Source organism: Pseudoduganella dura (genome assembly GCF_009727155.1).
Lineage (GTDB): Bacteria > Pseudomonadota > Gammaproteobacteria > Burkholderiales > Burkholderiaceae_D > Rugamonas > Rugamonas dura.
The window spans coordinates 6,409,935-6,427,754 of the sequence record NZ_WNWM01000002.1 but is presented as its reverse complement, the minus strand read 5'-3'; the positions used below and the strand labels follow the sequence as shown (position 1 = coordinate 6,427,754).

The following is a 17,820-nucleotide window of genomic DNA, read 5'->3' as shown; positions in this document are numbered from 1 at the left end:
TCAGTCCGGCCGGCCGTAGCCGCCGCCGCCCGGCGTCTCGATGACGAAGACATCGCCCGGCGCCATCGCCGTCTTGCCGATGTGGCCGAGTTCCTCGACGCTGCCATCGGCCCGCTCCACGCCGTTCCTCCCCACCGCGCCCGGCCCGCCGCCGGCCATGCCGAACGGTGCGTGGAGGCGGTTGTTCGACAGGATCGCCGCCGTCATCGGTTCCAGGAAGCGGATGCGCCGCACGCCGCCGTTGCCGCCGTGCCAGCGCCCCGCCCCGCCGGACCCGTGCCGGATCGTGTAGCTGTCCAGCCGGACCGGGAAGCGGAACTCGAGGATCTCCGGATCGGTCAGCCGCGAATTGGTCATGTTGGTCTGCACCACGTCGGTCCCGTCGAAACCGTCGCCGGCCCCGGAGCCGCCGCTGATCGTCTCGTAGTACTGGTGGCGGCTGCCGCCGAACGTGAAATTGTTCATCGTGCCCTGCGACGCCGCCATCACGCCCAGCGCGCCGTACAGCGCGTTGGTGATGCAGGTGGAGGTCTCGACGTTGCCCGACACCACCGATGCCGGGTAGCGGGGGTTGAGCATCGAGCCGGGCGGGATCACCACGGTCAGGGGTTTCAGGCAGCCGGCATTGAGCGGGATGTCGTCGTCGACCAGCGTGCGGAACACGTACAGCACCGCCGCCATGCAGACCGCCGACGGCGCATTGAAATTGTTGTCCAGCTGCGGCGAGGTGCCGGTGAAATCGATCGTCGCGCCGCGCGCCGCCGCATCCACGGTGACCGCCACGCGGATGCGCGCGCCATTGTCCAGGTCGACGGTAAAGGCGCCGTCGCGCAGCGCACCGATGACCCGCCGCACCGCTTCCTCGGCGTTGTCCTGCACGTGGCCCATGTAGGCGCGCACCACGTCCAGTCCGAAGTGCGCCACCATCCGGCGCAGCTCGTCGACGCCCTTCTGGTTGGCGGCGACCTGCGCCCGCAGGTCGGCCAGGTTCTGGTCCGGGTTGCGGGCCGGGTACCGCGCGCCGGTCAGCAGCGCGCGCGCCGCGGCCTCGCGCAGCACGCCGCCATCGACCAGTTTGAAATTGTCGATCAGCACGCCCTCCTCGACGATCGTGCGCGAATCGGGCGGCATCGAGCCCGGCGTGGTGCCGCCGATGTCCGCATGGTGGCCGCGCGAGCCGACGTAGAACAGGATCTCGCTGCCCTGCTCGTCGAACACCGGCGTGATGACGGTAACGTCCGGCAGGTGCGTGCCGCCGTTGTACGGATCGTTGAGCATGTAGACGTCGCCGGGGCGCATCGCGCCCGCATTGGCATGCATCACGCGCTTGATGCTCTCGCCCATCGAGCCCAGGTGCACCGGCATGTGCGGCGCATTGGCGATCAGGTTGCCGGCGGCATCGAACAGCGCGCACGAGAAATCCAGCCGCTCCTTGATGTTCACCGAGTGCGCCGTATTCTGCAGCCGCAAGCCCATCTGCTCGGCGATCGACATGAACAGGTTGTTGAAGATTTCCAGCATCACCGGGTCGGCCGTGGTGCCGATCGCCCGGCGTTCCGGCAGCGCTTCCACGCGCGTGAGCACCAGGTGGTCCTGCGGCGTCACCGTGGCCTGCCAGCCCGCTTCGACCACCGTGGTGGCGTTGGCCTCGGCAATGATGGCCGGGCCACGCAGCACGTCGCCGGTGCGCAGCCCGGCGCGCCGGTACAGCGCCGTGTCGCGCCACCGGCCCGCACTGTGCATCTGCACGACCTCGTGCGGCCGTGCCGGACCGCCGCGCGGCGACTGTTCCGGCACGGCTTCGGCGGGCGCGTCGGATTTGCCGATCGCTTCCACGGACACCGCTTCCACGATGAGCTGTCGTTCCGGCATCAGGAACGAGAAGCGCTTTTTATAGGCTTCGTCGAACTGCGCCCGCATCGCATCTTCGGCGTCGAACAGCACGCTCAGCGCCGAATCGGTCCCTTCATAGCGCACGTGCGCACGACGCACGAGATCGATGCGATCGTCCGCCACCCCCTGCGCCAGCAAGACCGCGCGGGCTTCACCGGCCAGCGCGTCGAGCGTTTCGTCCAGCGCCGCCATGGCTTCGTTCGTCAGCCTGGCTTCCACGGCCTGCTCGCGCATCGCGACCTGGTCGGCCAGCCCCATGCCGTAGGCGGACAGCACACCCGCCAGCGAGTGGATGAACACGGTCTTCATGCCCAGCGCATCGGCCACCAGGCACGCATGCTGGCCGCCGGCGCCACCGAAACTGGTCAGCGCGTAGCCGGTCACGTCGTGGCCGCGCTGCACAGAGATCTGCTTGATCGCGTTGGCCATGTTGCCGACCGCGATGTCGATGAAGCCGGCGGCCACCGCTTCGGGCGTCGTGGCGGCGCCGGTGGCCTGCGCGATGTCGTCCGCCAGCGCGGCGAAGCGCGTGCGCACGTTCTCCGCGTCGAGCGGCTGGGCGCCGTCATGACCGAACACGTGCGGGAATTCGGCCGGCTGGATCTTGCCCAGCATGACGTTGCAGTCGGTGACGGCCAGCGGGCCGCCGCGCCGGTAGCTGGCCGGTCCCGGATCGGCGCCGGCGCTGTCCGGCCCCACGCGCAGCCGGCTGCCGTCGAAATGCAGGATCGAGCCGCCTCCCGCCGCCACGGTGTGGATGCGCATCATCGGCGCGCGCATGCGCACGCCCGCCACCTGGGTTTCGAACGCGCGCTCGAACTCGCCGGCGTAATGCGACACGTCGGTGGAAGTGCCGCCCATGTCGAAGCCGATCACCTCGTCGAAGCCGGCCAGCCGGCTGGCGCGCACCATGCCGACGATGCCGCCGGCCGGGCCGGACAGGATGCTGTCCTTGCCCTGGAAGGCGCGCGCGTCCGTCAGGCCGCCATTCGACTGCATGAACTGCAGGTTCACCCCGGGCAGTTCGGCCGCCACCCGGTCGACATAGCGACGCAGGATCGGCGACAGGTAGGCATCGACCACGGTGGTATCGCCGCGCGCGACGAGCTTCATCAGCGGGCTGGCCTCGTGCGACACCGAGACCTGCGCAAACCCGGTCTCGCGGGCGATGCGCGCCACGGTCCGCTCATGCTCCGTAAAGCGGTAACCGTGCATGAACACGATCGCCAGCGACCGGAACCCGCGGTCGTATGCCCCCTGCAGCGCGGCGCGTGCCGCGGCTTCGTCCAGCGGCGACACCACGTCGCCGTGCGCGCCGATACGCTCGTCGATCTCCACCACCTCGCCATACAGCAGTTCGGGCAGCACGATGTGGCGGTCGAACAGCCGCGGCCGGTTCTGGTAGGCGATCCGCAGCGCATCGCCGAAGCCGCGCGTGATGGCCAGCACGGTCGGTTCGCCCTTGCGTTCCAAAAGCGCATTGGTGGCCACCGTGGTGCCCATCTTGACGGCGCCGACCAGGCCCGCGGGTATCGCATCGTCCGCCGCCATGCCGAGCAGGTGGCGGATGCCGGCCAGCGCCGCATCGCTGTACCGCCCCGGGTTCTCGGACAGCAGCTTGTGCGTGAGCAGCGCGCCGTCGGGGCGGCGCGCGACGATGTCCGTGAACGTGCCGCCGCGATCGATCCAGAATTGCCAGTCCATGCCCGCCCCCGCCTGTCGACAAAGGCCCCATTGTAGCGGGTCGCCGCCGGCGAAAGCGAGCCACTATAATGAACCGTTCATCGAGGAGTAGCTGCCATGAATCCACTGTACAGCGTTGCCCAGATCCGCGACATCGAACGCCTGGCGGCCGCCGGCCTGCCCGAAGGCACGCTGATGGGGCGCGCCGGCCGGGCCGCGGCCGTCGTGGCGCTCGACCTGCTGCCGTGCGCGACCGCGAGCGCGCACGTGCTGGTGCTTGCCGGTCCCGGCAACAACGGCGGCGACGCGTTCGAGGTCGCCGTGCATCTCGCCCGGGAAGGCGCGCAGGTATCGATCATCCATGTTGCCGCCACGCGAACCGCCGCGCCCGAGCGTGACCGCGCCTTCGAACGGGCGCGCGCCAGCCCGGCGCGTTTCGTTGAACTATCCGCCCGGGAAATCGAGGAAGGCGGCTGGCACCTCGTCGTTGACGGCCTGTTCGGCATCGGCCTGCAACGGCCGCTGGACGACACGCCGGAAGGGCCGGGCGTGCTGGTGGACGCCGTCAACGCGCTGCGCTGCCCGGTGCTGGCGCTGGACGTGCCGAGCGGCCTGGACGCCGATACCGGCCGCGTGGTCGGCACCGGCGGCCGCGCGGTGCATGCCACGCACACGATCACGTTCATCGGTGACAAGCCCGGCCTGCACACGGGAGACGGCCGCGATCACGCGGGCAGCGTCATCATCGCCGGACTGGAAGTGGATGCCGCGCTGTATCCGCCGCCGTCGATGCACCTGAACGACCCGGCCTTCTTCGGGCGCGCAGCGCGGCCGCGGCGGCACAACAGCCACAAGGGCAGCTACGGCAGCGTGTTCGTGCTGGGCGGCGCGCCGGGCATGGCGGGCGCGCCCGTGCTGGCCGGCCGCGCCGCGCTGCACGCGGGCGCCGGCCGCGTGGTCCTGTGCTTTGCCGGCGAACCGCTGGCGGCCGATGCGGGCCAGCCGGAACTGATGTGCCGCGCGGCGCGCGATGTCGATTTTGGTGGCGCCGTGACGGTGGCCGGCCCCGGGCTGGGCACAAGTGCCGAGGCCGCCGGCCTGCTGGCCGCCGCCGTGGCATCGGCGCAGCCGCTGGTGCTCGATGCGGATGCGTTGAACCTGCTGGCCGGCGACGCGTCGCTATGCGAGGCGGCGGCACGGCGCACCGCCGCCACGCTGGCCACGCCCCACCCGCTCGAAGCGGCCCGCCTGCTCGACACCACGGTCGGCATCGTGCAGGCCGACCGCCTGGCGGCCGCGCGCACACTGGCCGCGCGCCTGAATGCGTTCGTCGTACTGAAAGGTTCCGGCACGGTGATCGCCGCGCCGGACGGCCGCCTCGCCGTCAACCCCACCGGCAATGCCGGCCTGGCCACGGCGGGCACCGGCGACGTGCTGGCCGGCCTGGCGGGAGCGCTGCTGGCACAGGGCTGGCCCGGCTGGGAAACCGCCCTGGCGGCCGTCTGGCTGCATGGTATCGCGGCCGATGTGCTGGTGGCCGAGGGGGCGGGGCCGATCGGCCTCACCGCGGGCGAGCTGGTGGCCACGATCCGGACGGCGCTCAATCAGCTGGTGGCGCAGCAGGCCAGCCATGCGGCACCGGCCCGCCCGCGCTGAACGCTACGGCTTACACCAGCCGGCCGGCGGCGATCGTGATCGTGCGGCCGCAGCGCGCCGCCATTGCCGGATCATGCGTCACGAGCACCAGCGTGGAGCCATGCTCACGGTTCAGTTCGAACATCAGCCCGATGACCGCCTCGCCCGTCGCCGCGTCGAGACTGCCGGTCGGTTCGTCGGCCAGCAGCAGCGGCGGCTGCGTGACGAAGGCGCGGGCCAGCGCCACGCGCTGCTGCTCGCCGCCGGACAGGTACTTCGGGTAATGCTTCAGCCGGCTTTCCAGGCCCACGCGGCCCAGCATGGCCTGCGCCTTCGCGCGCGCATCGCCGTCGCCCGCCAGTTCCAGCGGCAGCATCACGTTTTCGACCGCCGTGAGGTGCGGCAGCAACTGGAACGACTGGAACACAAAGCCGAGCTTGGCCTTGCGCAACGCAGCGCGGCCATCCTCGTCCAGCGCGAAGATATCGGTGCCGTCGATCAGCACCGTGCCGCCGCTCGGCGTGTCGAGACCGGCCAGCAGGCCGAGCAATGTGGACTTGCCCGACCCCGATGCACCCACGATTGCCAGCGTCTCGGCCTTTTGCACGGTAAAATCCACGCTGTGCAAAATGGTCAGCTCGCCGCTTGCATCGGCCACGCGCTTGGTCAGGCCCGTAACCGCGATCGCGGCGGTGCCCGATCCTTCGCTGGCGGCATGTGCACCTCCGGCATGCGATGACGGCGAGGCTGGAATGAAATTGGCGGTCGCGTGAGGAAAATCTGGCATGGTCGAAGGTCTGCTTGGCTTGGTTGGTCGGTTCATTACGGTGCTGTGCGCCACGCTGCTGCTATGGGGCAGCCCGGCGAGCGCTTATTCTGCCCCAAAAACGCTGCTCGTGGTGGGCGACAGCCTGTCGGCCGAATACGGGCTGGCGCGCGGCACCGGCTGGGTGGCCCTGCTCGAACGCAAGCTGCAGGCGCAGAAATTCGACATGCGGATCGTCAATGCCAGCGTCAGCGGCGAAACATCCAGCGGCGGCCGCACGCGCATGCCCGCGCTGCTGTCCAGGCACAAGCCGGACATCGTGGTGATCGAACTGGGCGCCAACGACGCCCTGCGCGGTCTTCCCGTCGCGGCCACGGACGGCAACCTGCGCGCGATGGTGAAGGCCGTGCGCGCCGCCGGTGCGCGCGTGCTGCTGGTCGGCATCCGCATTCCACCGAACTACGGCCGCGATTACTCCGAAAAATTCTTCGCCATGTACGGCGCCATCAGCCGCGATGAACAGGTGGGCCTGGCGCCGTTCATGCTCGACGGCGTGGCGGAAAAGATGGACATGTTCCAGCCCGACCGCATCCATCCGCTCGCCAGCGCCCACCCGATCATCCTGAACAATATCTGGCCGCACCTGCTGCCCATCCTGAGGTTGAAATGAAGTATCCAGAAGTTCTGCACATCGACGATGTGCTGTCCCGCCTCGATGAATTCGATACGATCGTCGATGTCCGCACGCCGGCCGAATTCGCGCTCGACCACCTGCCGAACGCGATCAACTGCCCCGTGCTGGACGACGAGCAGCGCATCGCCGTGGGCACGCTGTATCGCCAGACCGGCGCGTTCGAGGCCAAGAAGCTGGGCGCGCCGATGGTGGCCGCGAACATCGCCCGCCACATCGACACGCTCTGGCACGACAAGCCGCGCGAATGGAAGCCGCTGGTCTATTGCTGGCGCGGCGGCAACCGCAGCGGCTCGATGGCGCATATCCTGGCCAGGATCGGCTGGCCCGCGGTGCAGCTCGAAGGCGGCTACAAGGCATTCCGCAACCGCGTCAACGCGGACCTGGAACAGGCGCCGGAACTGGACTTTCGCGTGATCTGCGGCACCACCGGCAGCGGCAAGACGCGGCTGCTCGACACGCTCGAGGCGATCGGCGCGCAGGTGCTGGACCTGGAACAGCTGGCCGTGCACCGCGGCTCCGTGCTGGGCAACATGCCTTGCCAGCCGCAGCCGTCGCAGAAGGCCTTCGAGACGTCGATCTGGGATCGCCTGCGCCGCTTCGATCCGGCGCTGCCGGTGTTCGTGGAGTCGGAGAGCAAGAAGGTGGGCGCGCTGCGCGTGCCGGCCGCGCTGATGGAGCGCATGCGCGCATCGCGGTGCATCGCGCTGCAGGTGGCACGCGAGCACCGCGTGCAACTGCTGATCGAGGACTACCAGCACTTCGCATGCAATGCCCCGGCATTGAACGCGCAGCTGGCCTACCTGACGGACCTGCACGGCAAGGAGAAGATCGGGCAATGGCAGCAGATGGCCAGCGATGGCCGGATGCCCGCGCTGGTCGACGAACTGCTGGTGGCGCATTACGATCCTGCGTACACGCGCTCGATCCACCGCAATTTCACGCAGTACGAAAGCGCGCGCGAGATCGCATTGCCGGACATCGCGCCGGCATCCTTCCTGGCCGCCGCGCGTGCGTTGCACGAAGGCTGAGCGGGCGCATGCCACAACGAAAAAGCCACCCGAGGGTGGCTTTTTCGTTGGCGGCGCGGCCCCATGCTGCGGGCCTGCCGGTGGACCTGCTTGCGTCACTTACTCCTGGGCCGCCTTGGCGGGGGTCGCTGGATGCAGGATCTTGACCTTGGCCTTGTCCTTCAGCAGTTCGACATAGTTCAGCATATCCTGCTGGGCGACGATGTTGCCGATCTGTTCGCGGGCCGACGCCAGGCGCGCCTCGTCGGCGGCGGCCGGCTGGTGCACCTTGCCGATGCGGTAGACTCCATAGCCCATCCCCGGCAGTTCGACGCCCACGTACGCCGGCAGCTTCGACACATCGGCCTTCAGCACGGCGCGTGCCACCGGCGGCGGCATGCCTTCAGCCTTGGCGCGGGAAATCGTCCGCACCGGGCTGAAGCCGGTGGCATCGTCGGCTTTCTTCAACGCGGCCAGCTTCGCTTCGCCGGCGGCCTTGGCGGCCTTCATGGCTTCCTCGGCCGTGACGCGCTGGCGGATTTCGGCGGCCACGTCGGCCAGCGGCTTCTGCGACGCCGGCTTGAACTCGACGATGCGGCCGGAAACGAGCGTACTCGGCGCCACTTCGACGGCTTCCGTGTTGCGCTTGTTCTTCACCGACTCGGCGGAGAACAGCGCGGTCAGGAACTTGGCATTGCTGTACGGTGCCGGCGCGGCGTTCGGCGCCGGCGTGCGCGTCACGTTGTCGGCCGTTTCGATCTTCAGCCCCAGCTTGTCGGCCACCGGCTTCAGGCTGTCGGCCTGCTCATACACGGTGTTGGTGAAGGTTTCCACCACTTCCGAATACTTCTTGCCGGCTTTCTGTTTCTTCAGGTCGGCCGCGATGTCGGCCTTCACGTCGTCCAGCGCCTTGACGGCCGCCGGCTTCAGCGACGTGACGGTGATCAGGTGGTAACCGAATTCGGACTCGACCACGTTGCTGATCTCGCCCTGCTTCAGCGCGAAGATCGCCTGCTCGACGGATGGCACCAGCGAGCCCTTCTCGATCGTGCCCAGGTCGCCGCCCTGCTCGGCCGAACCCGGGTCTTCCGACTTCGCCTTGGCCACCTGCGCGAAGCTGGCCGGGGCCTTCTTCAGGTCCGCCAGGATCGCTTCGGCCTTCGCCTTGGCGGCCGCCTTGTCGGCCGCTTTCGCATCCTTGTTGACGGCCACCAGGATATGGCTGGCGCGGCGTTCTTCCGGCGCCGTGAAGCGCGCCGCGTTGCCCTTGTAGTAGGCGGCGACTTCATCGTCGGTCACGCTGACCTGGCTCTCGATCGCTTTCGCATCGAGCACCACGTATTCGATGCGGGCCTGCTCGGGCACGGCGTATTGCTTGGCGTTCTTGTCGTAGTACGCCTTGACCATGTCGTCGGTGACCTTGACGTTCGCAATGAACTGCTGCAGCGGCAGCGCCAGTTCCTGTACGTCGCGCTCCTGCTCGGTCAGGTCCGTCACCAGTTTGGACACGGTGCGCGGTGCGAAGGCGGTGCCTTGCACGCCGCTGACCAGCTGCTGCACCGCCATGTCGTGGCGCATCGTCTGCTCGAAGCCTTCCGGCGTCAGGCCGCTGTTGTTGGCCAGCGTGGCGCGGTAACGCTCGATGTCGACCTTGCCTTCCGGCGTGATCATGCCGGGGATATCCTTGATGTTGTCGAGGATCGCCTTTTGCAAGGCCGCGTCGCTCACCGTGAAGTGGCCGCGCACGACTTCGGACGTGACCGCGCGCTGCGCGATCAGGCTGTCCAGCACGCTCTGGCGGAATTCCGGCGTATCGAACATCTTCTGGTCGAACTGTTCGCCGAAGCGCTGGCGGTACTGGTCCAGCTGGCGCCGCAGCGCGTTATCGAACTCCTGCTGGGTCACCGGCTTGCCGTCGACCTTGGCGAGCGTCGTGGCGCTGTCGCCCATGCTCTCGTAACCGCTCACGCCGACGAACACGAACGACGGAATGATCACGATCGCCAGCAAAATCTGCATCAGCTTTTGATGCGTACGTATGAATTCAAACATGGCCAATTAATATGAGTTATGCATTACAAAAAAAAGGCGAACAATAGCGTTCGCCCCTTTCGCTGCTCTCGCGATTATAGGGTGCGCATACGGGCATAGCAAGGCAAGCATTTGAAAAATCGGCAATGATTCCAGATGACCAGCATGAGCTGGCGCTGGATGGGAAGTGAGTTGCAAAGAGAAGAACCCGGCGCGCCGCGTTCTTCTCTTTGCAACTGGCGGCGGAGCGAACGGGCTCGCCGACATCCTGCCGGCCGCGGCTTCGCTTGCAAGCGAAGCTGCAGCCCTGCATGGCTGCATCGTTCGGCAGGCGCGAAGCGGTGCTTCGCGAAACCCCTGCCTCACCCCTTCGAGCCCCGCCGTGCTTCCCGCAGGGGAAGCACTCCGCCCGCAAACGAATTAGCATAAAAAAAGCCCGCTTTCGCGGGCTTTTTTTGCTAATTCTGGCGGAGCGGACGGGGCTCGAACCCGCGACCCCCGGCGTGACAGGCCGGTATTCTAACCAACTGAACTACCGCTCCCGGTAGTGTGTACTGCGCATTGTAGCTGGCGGAGCGGACGGGGCTCGAACCCGCGACCCCCGGCGTGACAGGCCGGTATTCTAACCAACTGAACTACCGCTCCAGCAAACGCACAATACTGTTTACATCGTTACTGCTGCAATCCCTGCCTCGTCGAAGGCAGGCTGGTGGGCGCTGAGAGGCTCGAACTCCCGACCTAATCCTTGTAAGGGATCCGCTCTACCAACTGAGCTAAGCGCCCGAGTTTGCTTCGCCGGTGAACAGCTGGGCTGCTCACCGAAGGCAATTAGTTTACTGCATCTTTCAGCGCTTTACCAGCCTTAAATTTCGGTACCTTCGCTGCGTCGATCGTGATCTCTTCTTTCGTGCGCGGGTTGCGGCCGGTACGGGCAGCGCGCTCGCTCACCATGAAGGTGCCGAAGCCGACCAGGGTAACGCTGTCGTTCTTGGCCAGAGTGGTGGTAACGCCATCGATCATCGCATCCAGCGCGCGTGCCGCGGCCGCTTTGGAGATGTCAGCGGTGGTGGCGATATGGTCGATCAGTTCAGTCTTGTTCACAGCTTGTTCCCCGTCACAAAGGTTTAAATCGTTTATACCGTATGCATTGTTTCTCAACGACTGCGCCACGGTACATGTCAAGGCAGAGAAAAATCTCAGGCCGTATTAGACAAGCCACACTTGCATTGTGTCAAGACGTCAATTTGTAAAAAACGGCCACTCAAACGCAAAACGGGCACCCGAAGGTGCCCGTTTGATCACGACGCGGGAACGCGTCAGTGCTTGACGACCTCCGCCGGGCCATCGGTCTTCTGCGTGGCGGCCGCCACCGGTTCCACGGCAGGCACTTCCACCAGCGGTTGCGGCTGCCGCTCCAGGGCGATTTCCAGCACCTTGTCGATCCAGCGCACCGGCACGATCTCGAGCTTGTTCTTGACGTTGTCCGGAATCTCGGCCAGGTCCTTCACGTTCTGCTCGGGGATCAGCACCGTCTTGATGCCGCCGCGGTGGGCCGCCAGCAGCTTCTCCTTCAGGCCGCCGATCGGCAGCACTTCGCCGCGCAGCGTGATCTCGCCCGTCATCGCCACGTCTGCACGGACGGGGATGCCGGTGAACACCGACACCATCGCCGTGGTCATCGCGATACCGGCGGACGGACCGTCCTTCGGCGTCGCGCCTTCCGGCACGTGGATGTGGATGTCCTGCTTCTCGAACATCTCGGCCTTGATGCCCAGGCGCTGCGCACGGCTGCGCACCACGGTGCGGGCCGCCTCGATCGACTCCTTCATCACGTCGCCCAGCGTGCCGGTGCGGATCACGCCGCCCTTGCCCGGCATGATGACCGATTCGATCGTCAGCAGGTCGCCGCCCACCTCGGTCCATGCCAGGCCGACCACCTGGCCGACCTGGTTTTCCTTCTCGGCCACGCCAAAGTCGTAGCGGCGCACGCCCAGGAACTTGTCCAGGTTCTTCGGCGTGATGGCGACCTTCTTCTCGGTCTTCTTCAGCAACAGCAGCTTGACGACCTTGCGGCACATCTTCGACACTTCGCGTTCCAGCGAACGCACGCCGGCTTCGCGGGTGTAATAGCGGATCACGTCGCGGATGGCCGCTTCGCTGACCGTGATTTCACCTTCGTTCAGGCCGTTGTTCTTGATCTGCTTCGGCAGCAGGTAGCGCAGCGCGATGCTGGTCTTTTCATCCTCGGTGTAGCCCGACAGGCGGATCACTTCCATCCGGTCCAGCAGCGCCGGCGGGATGTTGTACGAGTTCGACGTGGCCACGAACATCACGTCGGACAGGTCGAAGTCCACCTCGATGTAGTGGTCCGAAAACGTGTGGTTCTGTTCCGGGTCCAGCACCTCGAGCAGGGCCGACGACGGATCGCCGCGGAAATCGGCGCCCATCTTGTCGATCTCGTCGAGCAGGAACAGCGGATTGCGCACGCCGACCTTGGACAGCGACTGCAGCACCTTGCCCGGCATCGAGCCGATGTAGGTACGGCGGTGGCCGCGGATCTCGGCTTCGTCGCGCACGCCGCCGAGGGCCATCCGCACGTACTTGCGGTTGGTCGCGCGGGCGATCGACTGGCCCAGCGACGTCTTGCCGACGCCCGGGGGACCGACGAAGCACAGGATCGGCGCTTTCAGCTTGTCCACGCGCTGCTGCACCGCGAGGTATTCCAGGATGCGTTCCTTGACCTTGTCGAGGCCGTAGTGATCCGTATCGAGCACTTTCTCGGCATTGGCCAGGTCGCCGTTGACCTTGGATTTCTTCTTCCACGGCAGGCCCACCAGCGTGTCGATGTAGTTGCGCACCACGGTGGCCTCGGCGGACATCGGCGACATCAGCTTGAGCTTCTTCAGCTCGGCGTTGGCCTTGTCCAGTGCCTCCTTCGGCATCTTGGCGGCCAGCACCTTCTTCTCGAGTTCGTCGAAATCGGCGCCCTCTTCGCCCTCGCCCAGTTCCTTCTGGATGGCCTTGACCTGTTCGTTCAGGTAGTACTCGCGCTGCGACTTTTCCATCTGGCGCTTGACGCGGCCGCGGATGCGCTTCTCGACCTGCAGGATGTCCAGTTCGCCTTCCAGCTGGCCGAGCAGGTGCTCCAGGCGCTTGGCGACATTGAAGATTTCCAGGATCACCTGCTTCTGTTCGAGCTTGAGCGGCAGGTGGGCGGCCACGGTGTCGGCCAGGCGGCCCGCATCGTCGATGCCCGACAGCGAAGCGAGGATCTCGGGTGGAATTTTCTTGTTCAGTTTGACGTACTGGTCGAACTGCTGCACGATCGCGCGGCGCATTGCCTCGATCTCGGAATCGTCGCCGATTTCCGATTCCAGGGGCTGCAGCTCGGCCACGAAGTGCGTGGGGGTATCGGTAATCTTGCGGATGCGTGCGCGCTGCGCGCCTTCGACCAGCACCTTGACAGTACCGTCGGGCAGCTTCAGCATTTGCAGGATGTTGGCGACGCAACCGATTTCATAAATGTCGGAAGGGGATGGCTCGTCCTTGGCGGCGGCCTTTTGCGCGGCAAGCATGATGCTCTTGCCCTGTTCCATTGCTGCTTCCAGCGCCTTGATCGATTTTGGACGCCCCACGAACAGGGGTATCACCATATGCGGGAAAACGACGACATCCCGTAAAGGCAACAACGGCAGTTGGGTCTGCTCAGTTAATTTGGAAGTTGTCATGGCGTACCTTATGTAAAAGCATGTTTATGATGTTGGCACTCGCAGCCGAAATCACAAGACCCGCCGCCGGAATAATTCTCTTCAACACATAATCTTTGTCGAAAACATTGGCGGCGATGCTCTAAAAGTCAGCAGCAGCAAATAAAAAAGCCACGCGCGACGAGCGCCGCGAGTGGCTTTTCGAGTGAAGCCTGCTTCTCTTATTGGTTTCGATTGTACTGCGTTGCTCCACGGATGCAAAACGCTTTTTTCGACCGGTGCACGGCCGGCATTCCATCCAATCGATCAGTTTTCGCCGGAGGCTTTCGCCGACTCCTGATAAATCAACAACGGTTTTGCACCTTGGGTAATGGTATTTTCATCGATTACCACCTTGGTGACATTTTGCTGATTCGGCAGGTCATACATAATGTCCAGCAGTGCGTGCTCCAGGATCGAACGCAGGCCGCGCGCGCCGGTCTTGCGCGCCAGCGCCTTGCGGGCGATCGCGTGCAGGGCGGCCGGGCGGATTTCCAGCTCGGCGCCTTCCATCTCCAGCAGCTTGCCGTACTGCTTGATCAGCGCGTTCTTCGGCTCGACCAGGATCTGGATCAGTGCTTCCTCGGTCAGCTCGGCGAGCGTGGCGACCACCGGCAGGCGGCCCACCAGCTCGGGGATCAGGCCGAACTTGATCAGGTCTTCCGGCTCCGCTTCCAGCAGGATATCGCTGTTGGAGCGCTGTTCCTGGCTCTTCACGGTGGCGGAGAAGCCGATGCCGCTCTTTTCCGACCGGTTCGAGATGATCTTCGCCAGGCCGTCGAACGCGCCGCCGCAGATGAACATGATGTTCGTGGTATCGATCTGCACGAAATCCTGGTTCGGGTGCTTGCGGCCGCCCTGCGGCGGCACCGACGCCATCGTGCCTTCGATCAGCTTCAGCAGCGCCTGCTGCACGCCTTCGCCGGACACGTCGCGGGTGATCGACGGGTTGTCGGACTTGCGCGAGATCTTGTCGATCTCGTCGATGTAGACGATGCCGCGCTGGGCCTTTTCGACATCGTAGTTGCAGCTCTGCAGCAGTTTCTGGATGATGTTCTCGACGTCTTCGCCCACATAGCCCGCTTCGGTCAGCGTGGTGGCATCGGCGATCACGAACGGCACGTTCAGCATGCGGGCCAGCGTTTGCGCCAGCAGCGTCTTGCCGGAACCGGTCGGGCCGACGAGCAGGATATTGCTCTTGGCCAGTTCGACATCATCCTTCTTGCCCAGGTGCTTCAGGCGCTTGTAGTGGTTGTAGACTGCCACGGACAGGATGCGCTTGGCCGTCTGCTGGCCGATCACATACTGGTTGAGCAGTTCTGCGATTTCGTGGGGGGTCGGCAAGTCCGACTTGGCGCCCGTCACGGATTCGATGCTGGACGTCTCGTCGCGGATGATGTCATTGCACAAATCAATGCACTCGTCGCAGATGAAGACGGAGGGCCCGGCGATCAGCTTCTTGACCTCGTGCTGGCTCTTGCCGCAGAAGGAGCAGTACAGAAGTTTTTCGCCGCTGGAAGATTTTTTGTCGGACATGGGACGTTTTCTTTAGTTACAAGAATGGTGCTGCACAAGTTGCTGTAGTGCCGCTGGATGATTCGATCGATGTGTTGCCGATGGCAGTTCAGGATAAGTCATATTACGTCAGGTCATGCGACATGTCATATGAGGCATCAGCCGGCACACCAGGGAACGCATCACCATGGAACGCATTGATCGATGTATCAGATGACATGTGGCCGAATGCAATACCGCTGCAATACGGCTGCATTACAGCAGCAATACGGCTGCAATACGGCTGCAATACGGCATGTGGTGGGGCAAGAAGTCCTGCACACAACTACATGCTACCCGAAATAAAAATAAAACGCCCGGAACGGTGTGGCGTCCGGGCGTATTTTTCGCGCATTTGCTGGGACGCGCTGGCCACCGCTTGTGTTGAATCAAGCGCGGGTCGTCAACACCTTGTCGATCAAGCCATATTCAGCGGCTTCGTCGCCGGACATGAAGCGGTCGCGGTCGGTATCCTTGGCGATCTGGTCGATCGTCTGGCCCGTGCGCTCGGCCAGGATGCTGTTCAGGCGATGGCGCAGGTACAGGATTTCCTTGGCCTGGATTTCGATATCCGACGCCTGGCCCTGGGAACCGCCGGAGGGCTGGTGAATCATGATGCGCGAGTTCGGCAGCGAGAAACGCTTGCCTTTCGCGCCCGCGGCCAGCAGGAACGCACCCATCGACGCGGCCATGCCCGTGCACAGCGTCGACACGTCCGGCTTGATGAACTGCATCGTGTCGAAGATCGCCAGGCCGGCCGAAACGGAGCCGCCTGGAGAATTGATGTACAGCGAGATATCCTTGTCGGGATTTTCGCTTTCCAGGAACAGCAGCTGCGCCACGATCAGGTTGGCCATCTGGTCGTTGACCGGGCCCACCATGAAGATCACGCGTTCCTTCAAGAGGCGCGAGTAGATGTCATACGAGCGCTCGCCACGGCCGCTCTGTTCGATGACCATCGGCACCAGGCCGAGCATTTCCGTGTCCAGTGCCGGATTGCGGTTCATTCCGATCATTCCTTTTCCTTGTGAAGCGCACCGGCCGGCTGACCCATCACATCAAGTCAGCCGGCCGGTGCCGGATGTTGTACAGAGTTGACCTAACCTTGCTGCGTTAGCCCTGTGCTGCGCTTCCCATCAATTCGTCGAACGGCACTTTCTTCGCCGACGTCTTGGACAGGCCCAGGACATAAGTAACGACGTTTTCTTCCAATACAAGGGCTTCCACCTCGGCCAGGCGGCGACGGTCGCTGTAGTAGTACTTCAGCACTTCGCGCGGGTCTTCATAGCTCTGCGCGAAGTCTTCGATCTGCGCCTTCACCTGGTCGGGCGTGGCCTGCAGTTCGTTGTCGCCTACCAGCTTGGACAGGATCAGGCCCAGGCGCACGCGGCGCTCGGCCTTGTCCTTGAACAGCTCTGGAGGGAATGGTACATCTTTTACGTTCATGCCGCGGGAAGCCATGTCCTGGCGGGTCATCTCGGCCAGGCGCTCGGTGTCCTGGTCGATCAGGGCCTGCGGCACGTCCAGCGTGGCGGTCTTCACCAGCGCGTCCATGACGGCTTCCTTGTTGCGCGCCTTGACGCGGCCATTCACTTCGCGTTCCAGGTTGACCTTGATGTCGTCGCGCATCTTGGCCAGGTCGCCGTCGGCCACGCCCAGCGATTTCGCGAACTCGGCGTCCACTTCCGGCAGGTGCGCCCATTCCAGCTTCTTCAGCGTGATGGTGAACTCGGCGGTCTTGCCGGCCACGTCCTTGCCATGGTAGTCCTCTGGGAATGCCAGCGGGAAGGTCTTCGCCTCGCCCACCTTCAGGCCCACGGTCGCCGCCTCGAATTCCGGCAGCATGCGGCCTTCGCCCAGCACGAACACGTAGTCTTCGGCCTTGCCGCCGGCGAATTCCACGCCGTCGATGGTGCCCGTGAAGTCCACGGTCACGCGGTCGCCGTTGGCGGCCACGGCTTCGCCGCCGTCGCCATGCTCGCCTGCCTCACCCTTGGTGTGGAAGTGCACGCGCTGCTTGCGCAGGATATCGATCGTCTTGTCGATCTCGGCGTCGGTGACGGACGATTTCACGGTCTCCACCTCGACCTGCGACAGGTCGCCGATTTCGACTTCCGGGTACACCTCGAACGTCGCGTCGAAGGACAGCTGGCCTTCCGGGGAGCCTTCTTTCGGCTCGATCTTCGGGTAACCGGCAACGCGCAGATTGTTTTCATTGGCGGCGTCGTTGAACGCGCGGCCGACCTTGTCGTTCAGGACTTCGGTCTCGATCTGGTAGCCGTACTGTGCAGCGACCATCTTCATCGGCACTTTGCCCGGGCGGAAGCCGGGAGCGCGCGCGGACTTGGCCTGCACCTTCAGGCGCTTTTCCACTTCGGAACGTACGTCCGACAGCGGGAAGGAAATCGTGACTCGGCGTTCGAGTTTGCCCAAGTTTTCGACAGCAGTTGCCATGTAAAAATCGTCCAAAAAATTGTGAATACTGTTGGTGCGAGGAGGGGGACTCGAACCCCCACACCATTGCTGGCGTCAGGACCTAAACCTGGTGCGTCTACCAATTTCGCCATCCTCGCGCTTTGGGGACAGGGAACCTCGAAAAGTGTCCCGCCCGAAACCGGCGCGGCACTTTTCGAAGATGTCCTGCTTACCCATTGCTACTTTGCACAAAAGCAAAGGGCGACCATTAAGTGAAAACGGGTCGCCCTGCCCTGCGCACGGCAGGGGCTTTCAACTTCAACACGGCATTTTACTGGTTTTTCCCCAAAATGGGGATGATTTTTGACCATTCGCCAACTGATCAATTAATAAGCC

11 protein-coding genes and 4 tRNA genes are annotated in these 17,820 nt (G+C 64.6%); 3 read left to right on the top strand and 12 right to left on the bottom strand.

Annotated features, from left to right (window positions below; translation table 11 throughout):
* On the bottom strand, positions 1–3,597 hold the full coding sequence (locus GJV26_RS27765; protein WP_155711809.1) for a hydantoinase B/oxoprolinase family protein: 3,597 nt from the start codon (positions 3,595–3,597) through the stop codon (positions 1–3).
* A 96-nt stretch (positions 3,598–3,693) separates the two neighbouring features.
* Here GJV26_RS27765 and GJV26_RS27760 point away from each other — a divergent pair, with 96 nt between their 5' ends.
* A complete protein-coding gene (locus tag GJV26_RS27760) occupies positions 3,694–5,232 on the top strand; it encodes an NAD(P)H-hydrate dehydratase (protein WP_155711808.1) in 1,539 nt (512 codons plus the stop codon).
* A gap of 10 nt (positions 5,233–5,242) precedes the next feature.
* Here GJV26_RS27760 and GJV26_RS27755 read toward each other — a convergent pair whose 3' ends face one another.
* A complete protein-coding gene (locus tag GJV26_RS27755) occupies positions 5,243–5,998 on the bottom strand; it encodes an ABC transporter ATP-binding protein (RefSeq protein ID WP_155711807.1) in 756 nt (251 codons plus the stop codon).
* On the opposite strand from GJV26_RS27755, the gene GJV26_RS27750 reads away from it, so the two are divergent.
* Complete coding sequence (locus tag GJV26_RS27750; protein ID WP_155711806.1) at positions 5,997–6,647, top strand: arylesterase; 651 nt, start codon at positions 5,997–5,999, stop codon at positions 6,645–6,647. The genes GJV26_RS27755 and GJV26_RS27750 overlap by 2 nt on opposite strands.
* Positions 6,644–7,699, top strand: coding sequence for a tRNA 2-selenouridine(34) synthase MnmH (gene mnmH, locus GJV26_RS27745; RefSeq protein WP_155711805.1), 1,056 nt, complete (start codon positions 6,644–6,646; stop codon positions 7,697–7,699). The genes GJV26_RS27750 and mnmH overlap by 4 nt, the downstream gene beginning before the upstream one ends.
* 99 nt (positions 7,700–7,798) lie before the next feature.
* On the opposite strand, the gene GJV26_RS27740 is transcribed toward mnmH, so the two are convergent.
* From GJV26_RS27740 to GJV26_RS27695, 10 genes are all read right to left on the bottom strand, one after another.
* Positions 7,799–9,730, bottom strand: a complete 1,932-nt coding sequence (locus GJV26_RS27740; protein ID WP_155711804.1) for a SurA N-terminal domain-containing protein — start codon at positions 9,728–9,730, stop codon at positions 7,799–7,801.
* 444 nt (positions 9,731–10,174) lie between these two features.
* Positions 10,175–10,251 (bottom strand) — tRNA-Asp (locus GJV26_RS27735).
* A 26-nt stretch (positions 10,252–10,277) separates the two neighbouring features.
* Positions 10,278–10,354: transfer RNA gene (locus GJV26_RS27730), tRNA-Asp, on the bottom strand.
* 62 nt (positions 10,355–10,416) lie between these two features.
* Positions 10,417–10,492, bottom strand: a tRNA-Val gene (locus GJV26_RS27725).
* A 45-nt stretch (positions 10,493–10,537) separates the two neighbouring features.
* Positions 10,538–10,810 carry an HU family DNA-binding protein gene (locus GJV26_RS27720; protein ID WP_189442241.1) on the bottom strand — a complete coding sequence of 91 codons (273 nt, stop codon included), beginning with the start codon at positions 10,808–10,810 and terminating at the stop codon, positions 10,538–10,540.
* Positions 10,811–11,025: 215 nt separating this feature from the next.
* Positions 11,026–13,437, bottom strand: a complete 2,412-nt coding sequence (gene lon, locus GJV26_RS27715; protein ID WP_155711803.1) for an endopeptidase La — start codon at positions 13,435–13,437, stop codon at positions 11,026–11,028.
* 285 nt (positions 13,438–13,722) lie between these two features.
* Positions 13,723–14,991, bottom strand: a complete 1,269-nt coding sequence (gene clpX, locus GJV26_RS27710) for an ATP-dependent Clp protease ATP-binding subunit ClpX (protein ID WP_155711802.1) — start codon at positions 14,989–14,991, stop codon at positions 13,723–13,725.
* A 407-nt stretch (positions 14,992–15,398) separates the two neighbouring features.
* Positions 15,399–16,016 (bottom strand): ATP-dependent Clp endopeptidase proteolytic subunit ClpP, encoded by a 618-nt coding sequence (gene clpP / locus GJV26_RS27705; RefSeq protein WP_371861255.1) that lies wholly within the window; start codon positions 16,014–16,016, stop codon positions 15,399–15,401.
* Positions 16,017–16,122: 106 nt separating this feature from the next.
* The gene (gene tig / locus GJV26_RS27700) at positions 16,123–17,463 is read right to left on the bottom strand and encodes a trigger factor (RefSeq protein WP_155711801.1); all 1,341 of its coding nucleotides are present in this window, start codon (positions 17,461–17,463) and stop codon (positions 16,123–16,125) included.
* Positions 17,464–17,495: 32 nt separating this feature from the next.
* A tRNA-Leu gene (locus GJV26_RS27695) sits at positions 17,496–17,582 on the bottom strand.
* Positions 17,583–17,820 lie beyond the last annotated feature (238 nt).

Excerpts from the sequence above, each read along its gene's own strand:
- GJV26_RS27750 (WP_155711806.1), top strand. The coding sequence starts at position 5,997 with ATGGTCGAAGGTCTGCTTGGCTTGGTTGGTCGGTTCATTACGGTGCTG.
- clpP (WP_371861255.1), bottom strand. The coding sequence starts at position 16,016 with ATGAACCGCAATCCGGCACTGGACACGGAAATGCTCGGCCTGGTGCCG.
- lon (WP_155711803.1), bottom strand. The coding sequence starts at position 13,437 with ATGACAACTTCCAAATTAACTGAGCAGACCCAACTGCCGTTGTTGCCT.
- GJV26_RS27760 (WP_155711808.1), top strand. The coding sequence starts at position 3,694 with ATGAATCCACTGTACAGCGTTGCCCAGATCCGCGACATCGAACGCCTG.
- GJV26_RS27740 (WP_155711804.1), bottom strand. The coding sequence starts at position 9,730 with ATGTTTGAATTCATACGTACGCATCAAAAGCTGATGCAGATTTTGCTG.
- clpX (WP_155711802.1), bottom strand. The coding sequence starts at position 14,991 with ATGTCCGACAAAAAATCTTCCAGCGGCGAAAAACTTCTGTACTGCTCC.
- tig (WP_155711801.1), bottom strand. The coding sequence starts at position 17,463 with ATGGCAACTGCTGTCGAAAACTTGGGCAAACTCGAACGCCGAGTCACG.
- GJV26_RS27765 (WP_155711809.1), bottom strand. The coding sequence starts at position 3,597 with ATGGACTGGCAATTCTGGATCGATCGCGGCGGCACGTTCACGGACATC.
- mnmH (WP_155711805.1), top strand. The coding sequence starts at position 6,644 with ATGAAGTATCCAGAAGTTCTGCACATCGACGATGTGCTGTCCCGCCTC.
- GJV26_RS27755 (WP_155711807.1), bottom strand. The coding sequence starts at position 5,998 with ATGCCAGATTTTCCTCACGCGACCGCCAATTTCATTCCAGCCTCGCCG.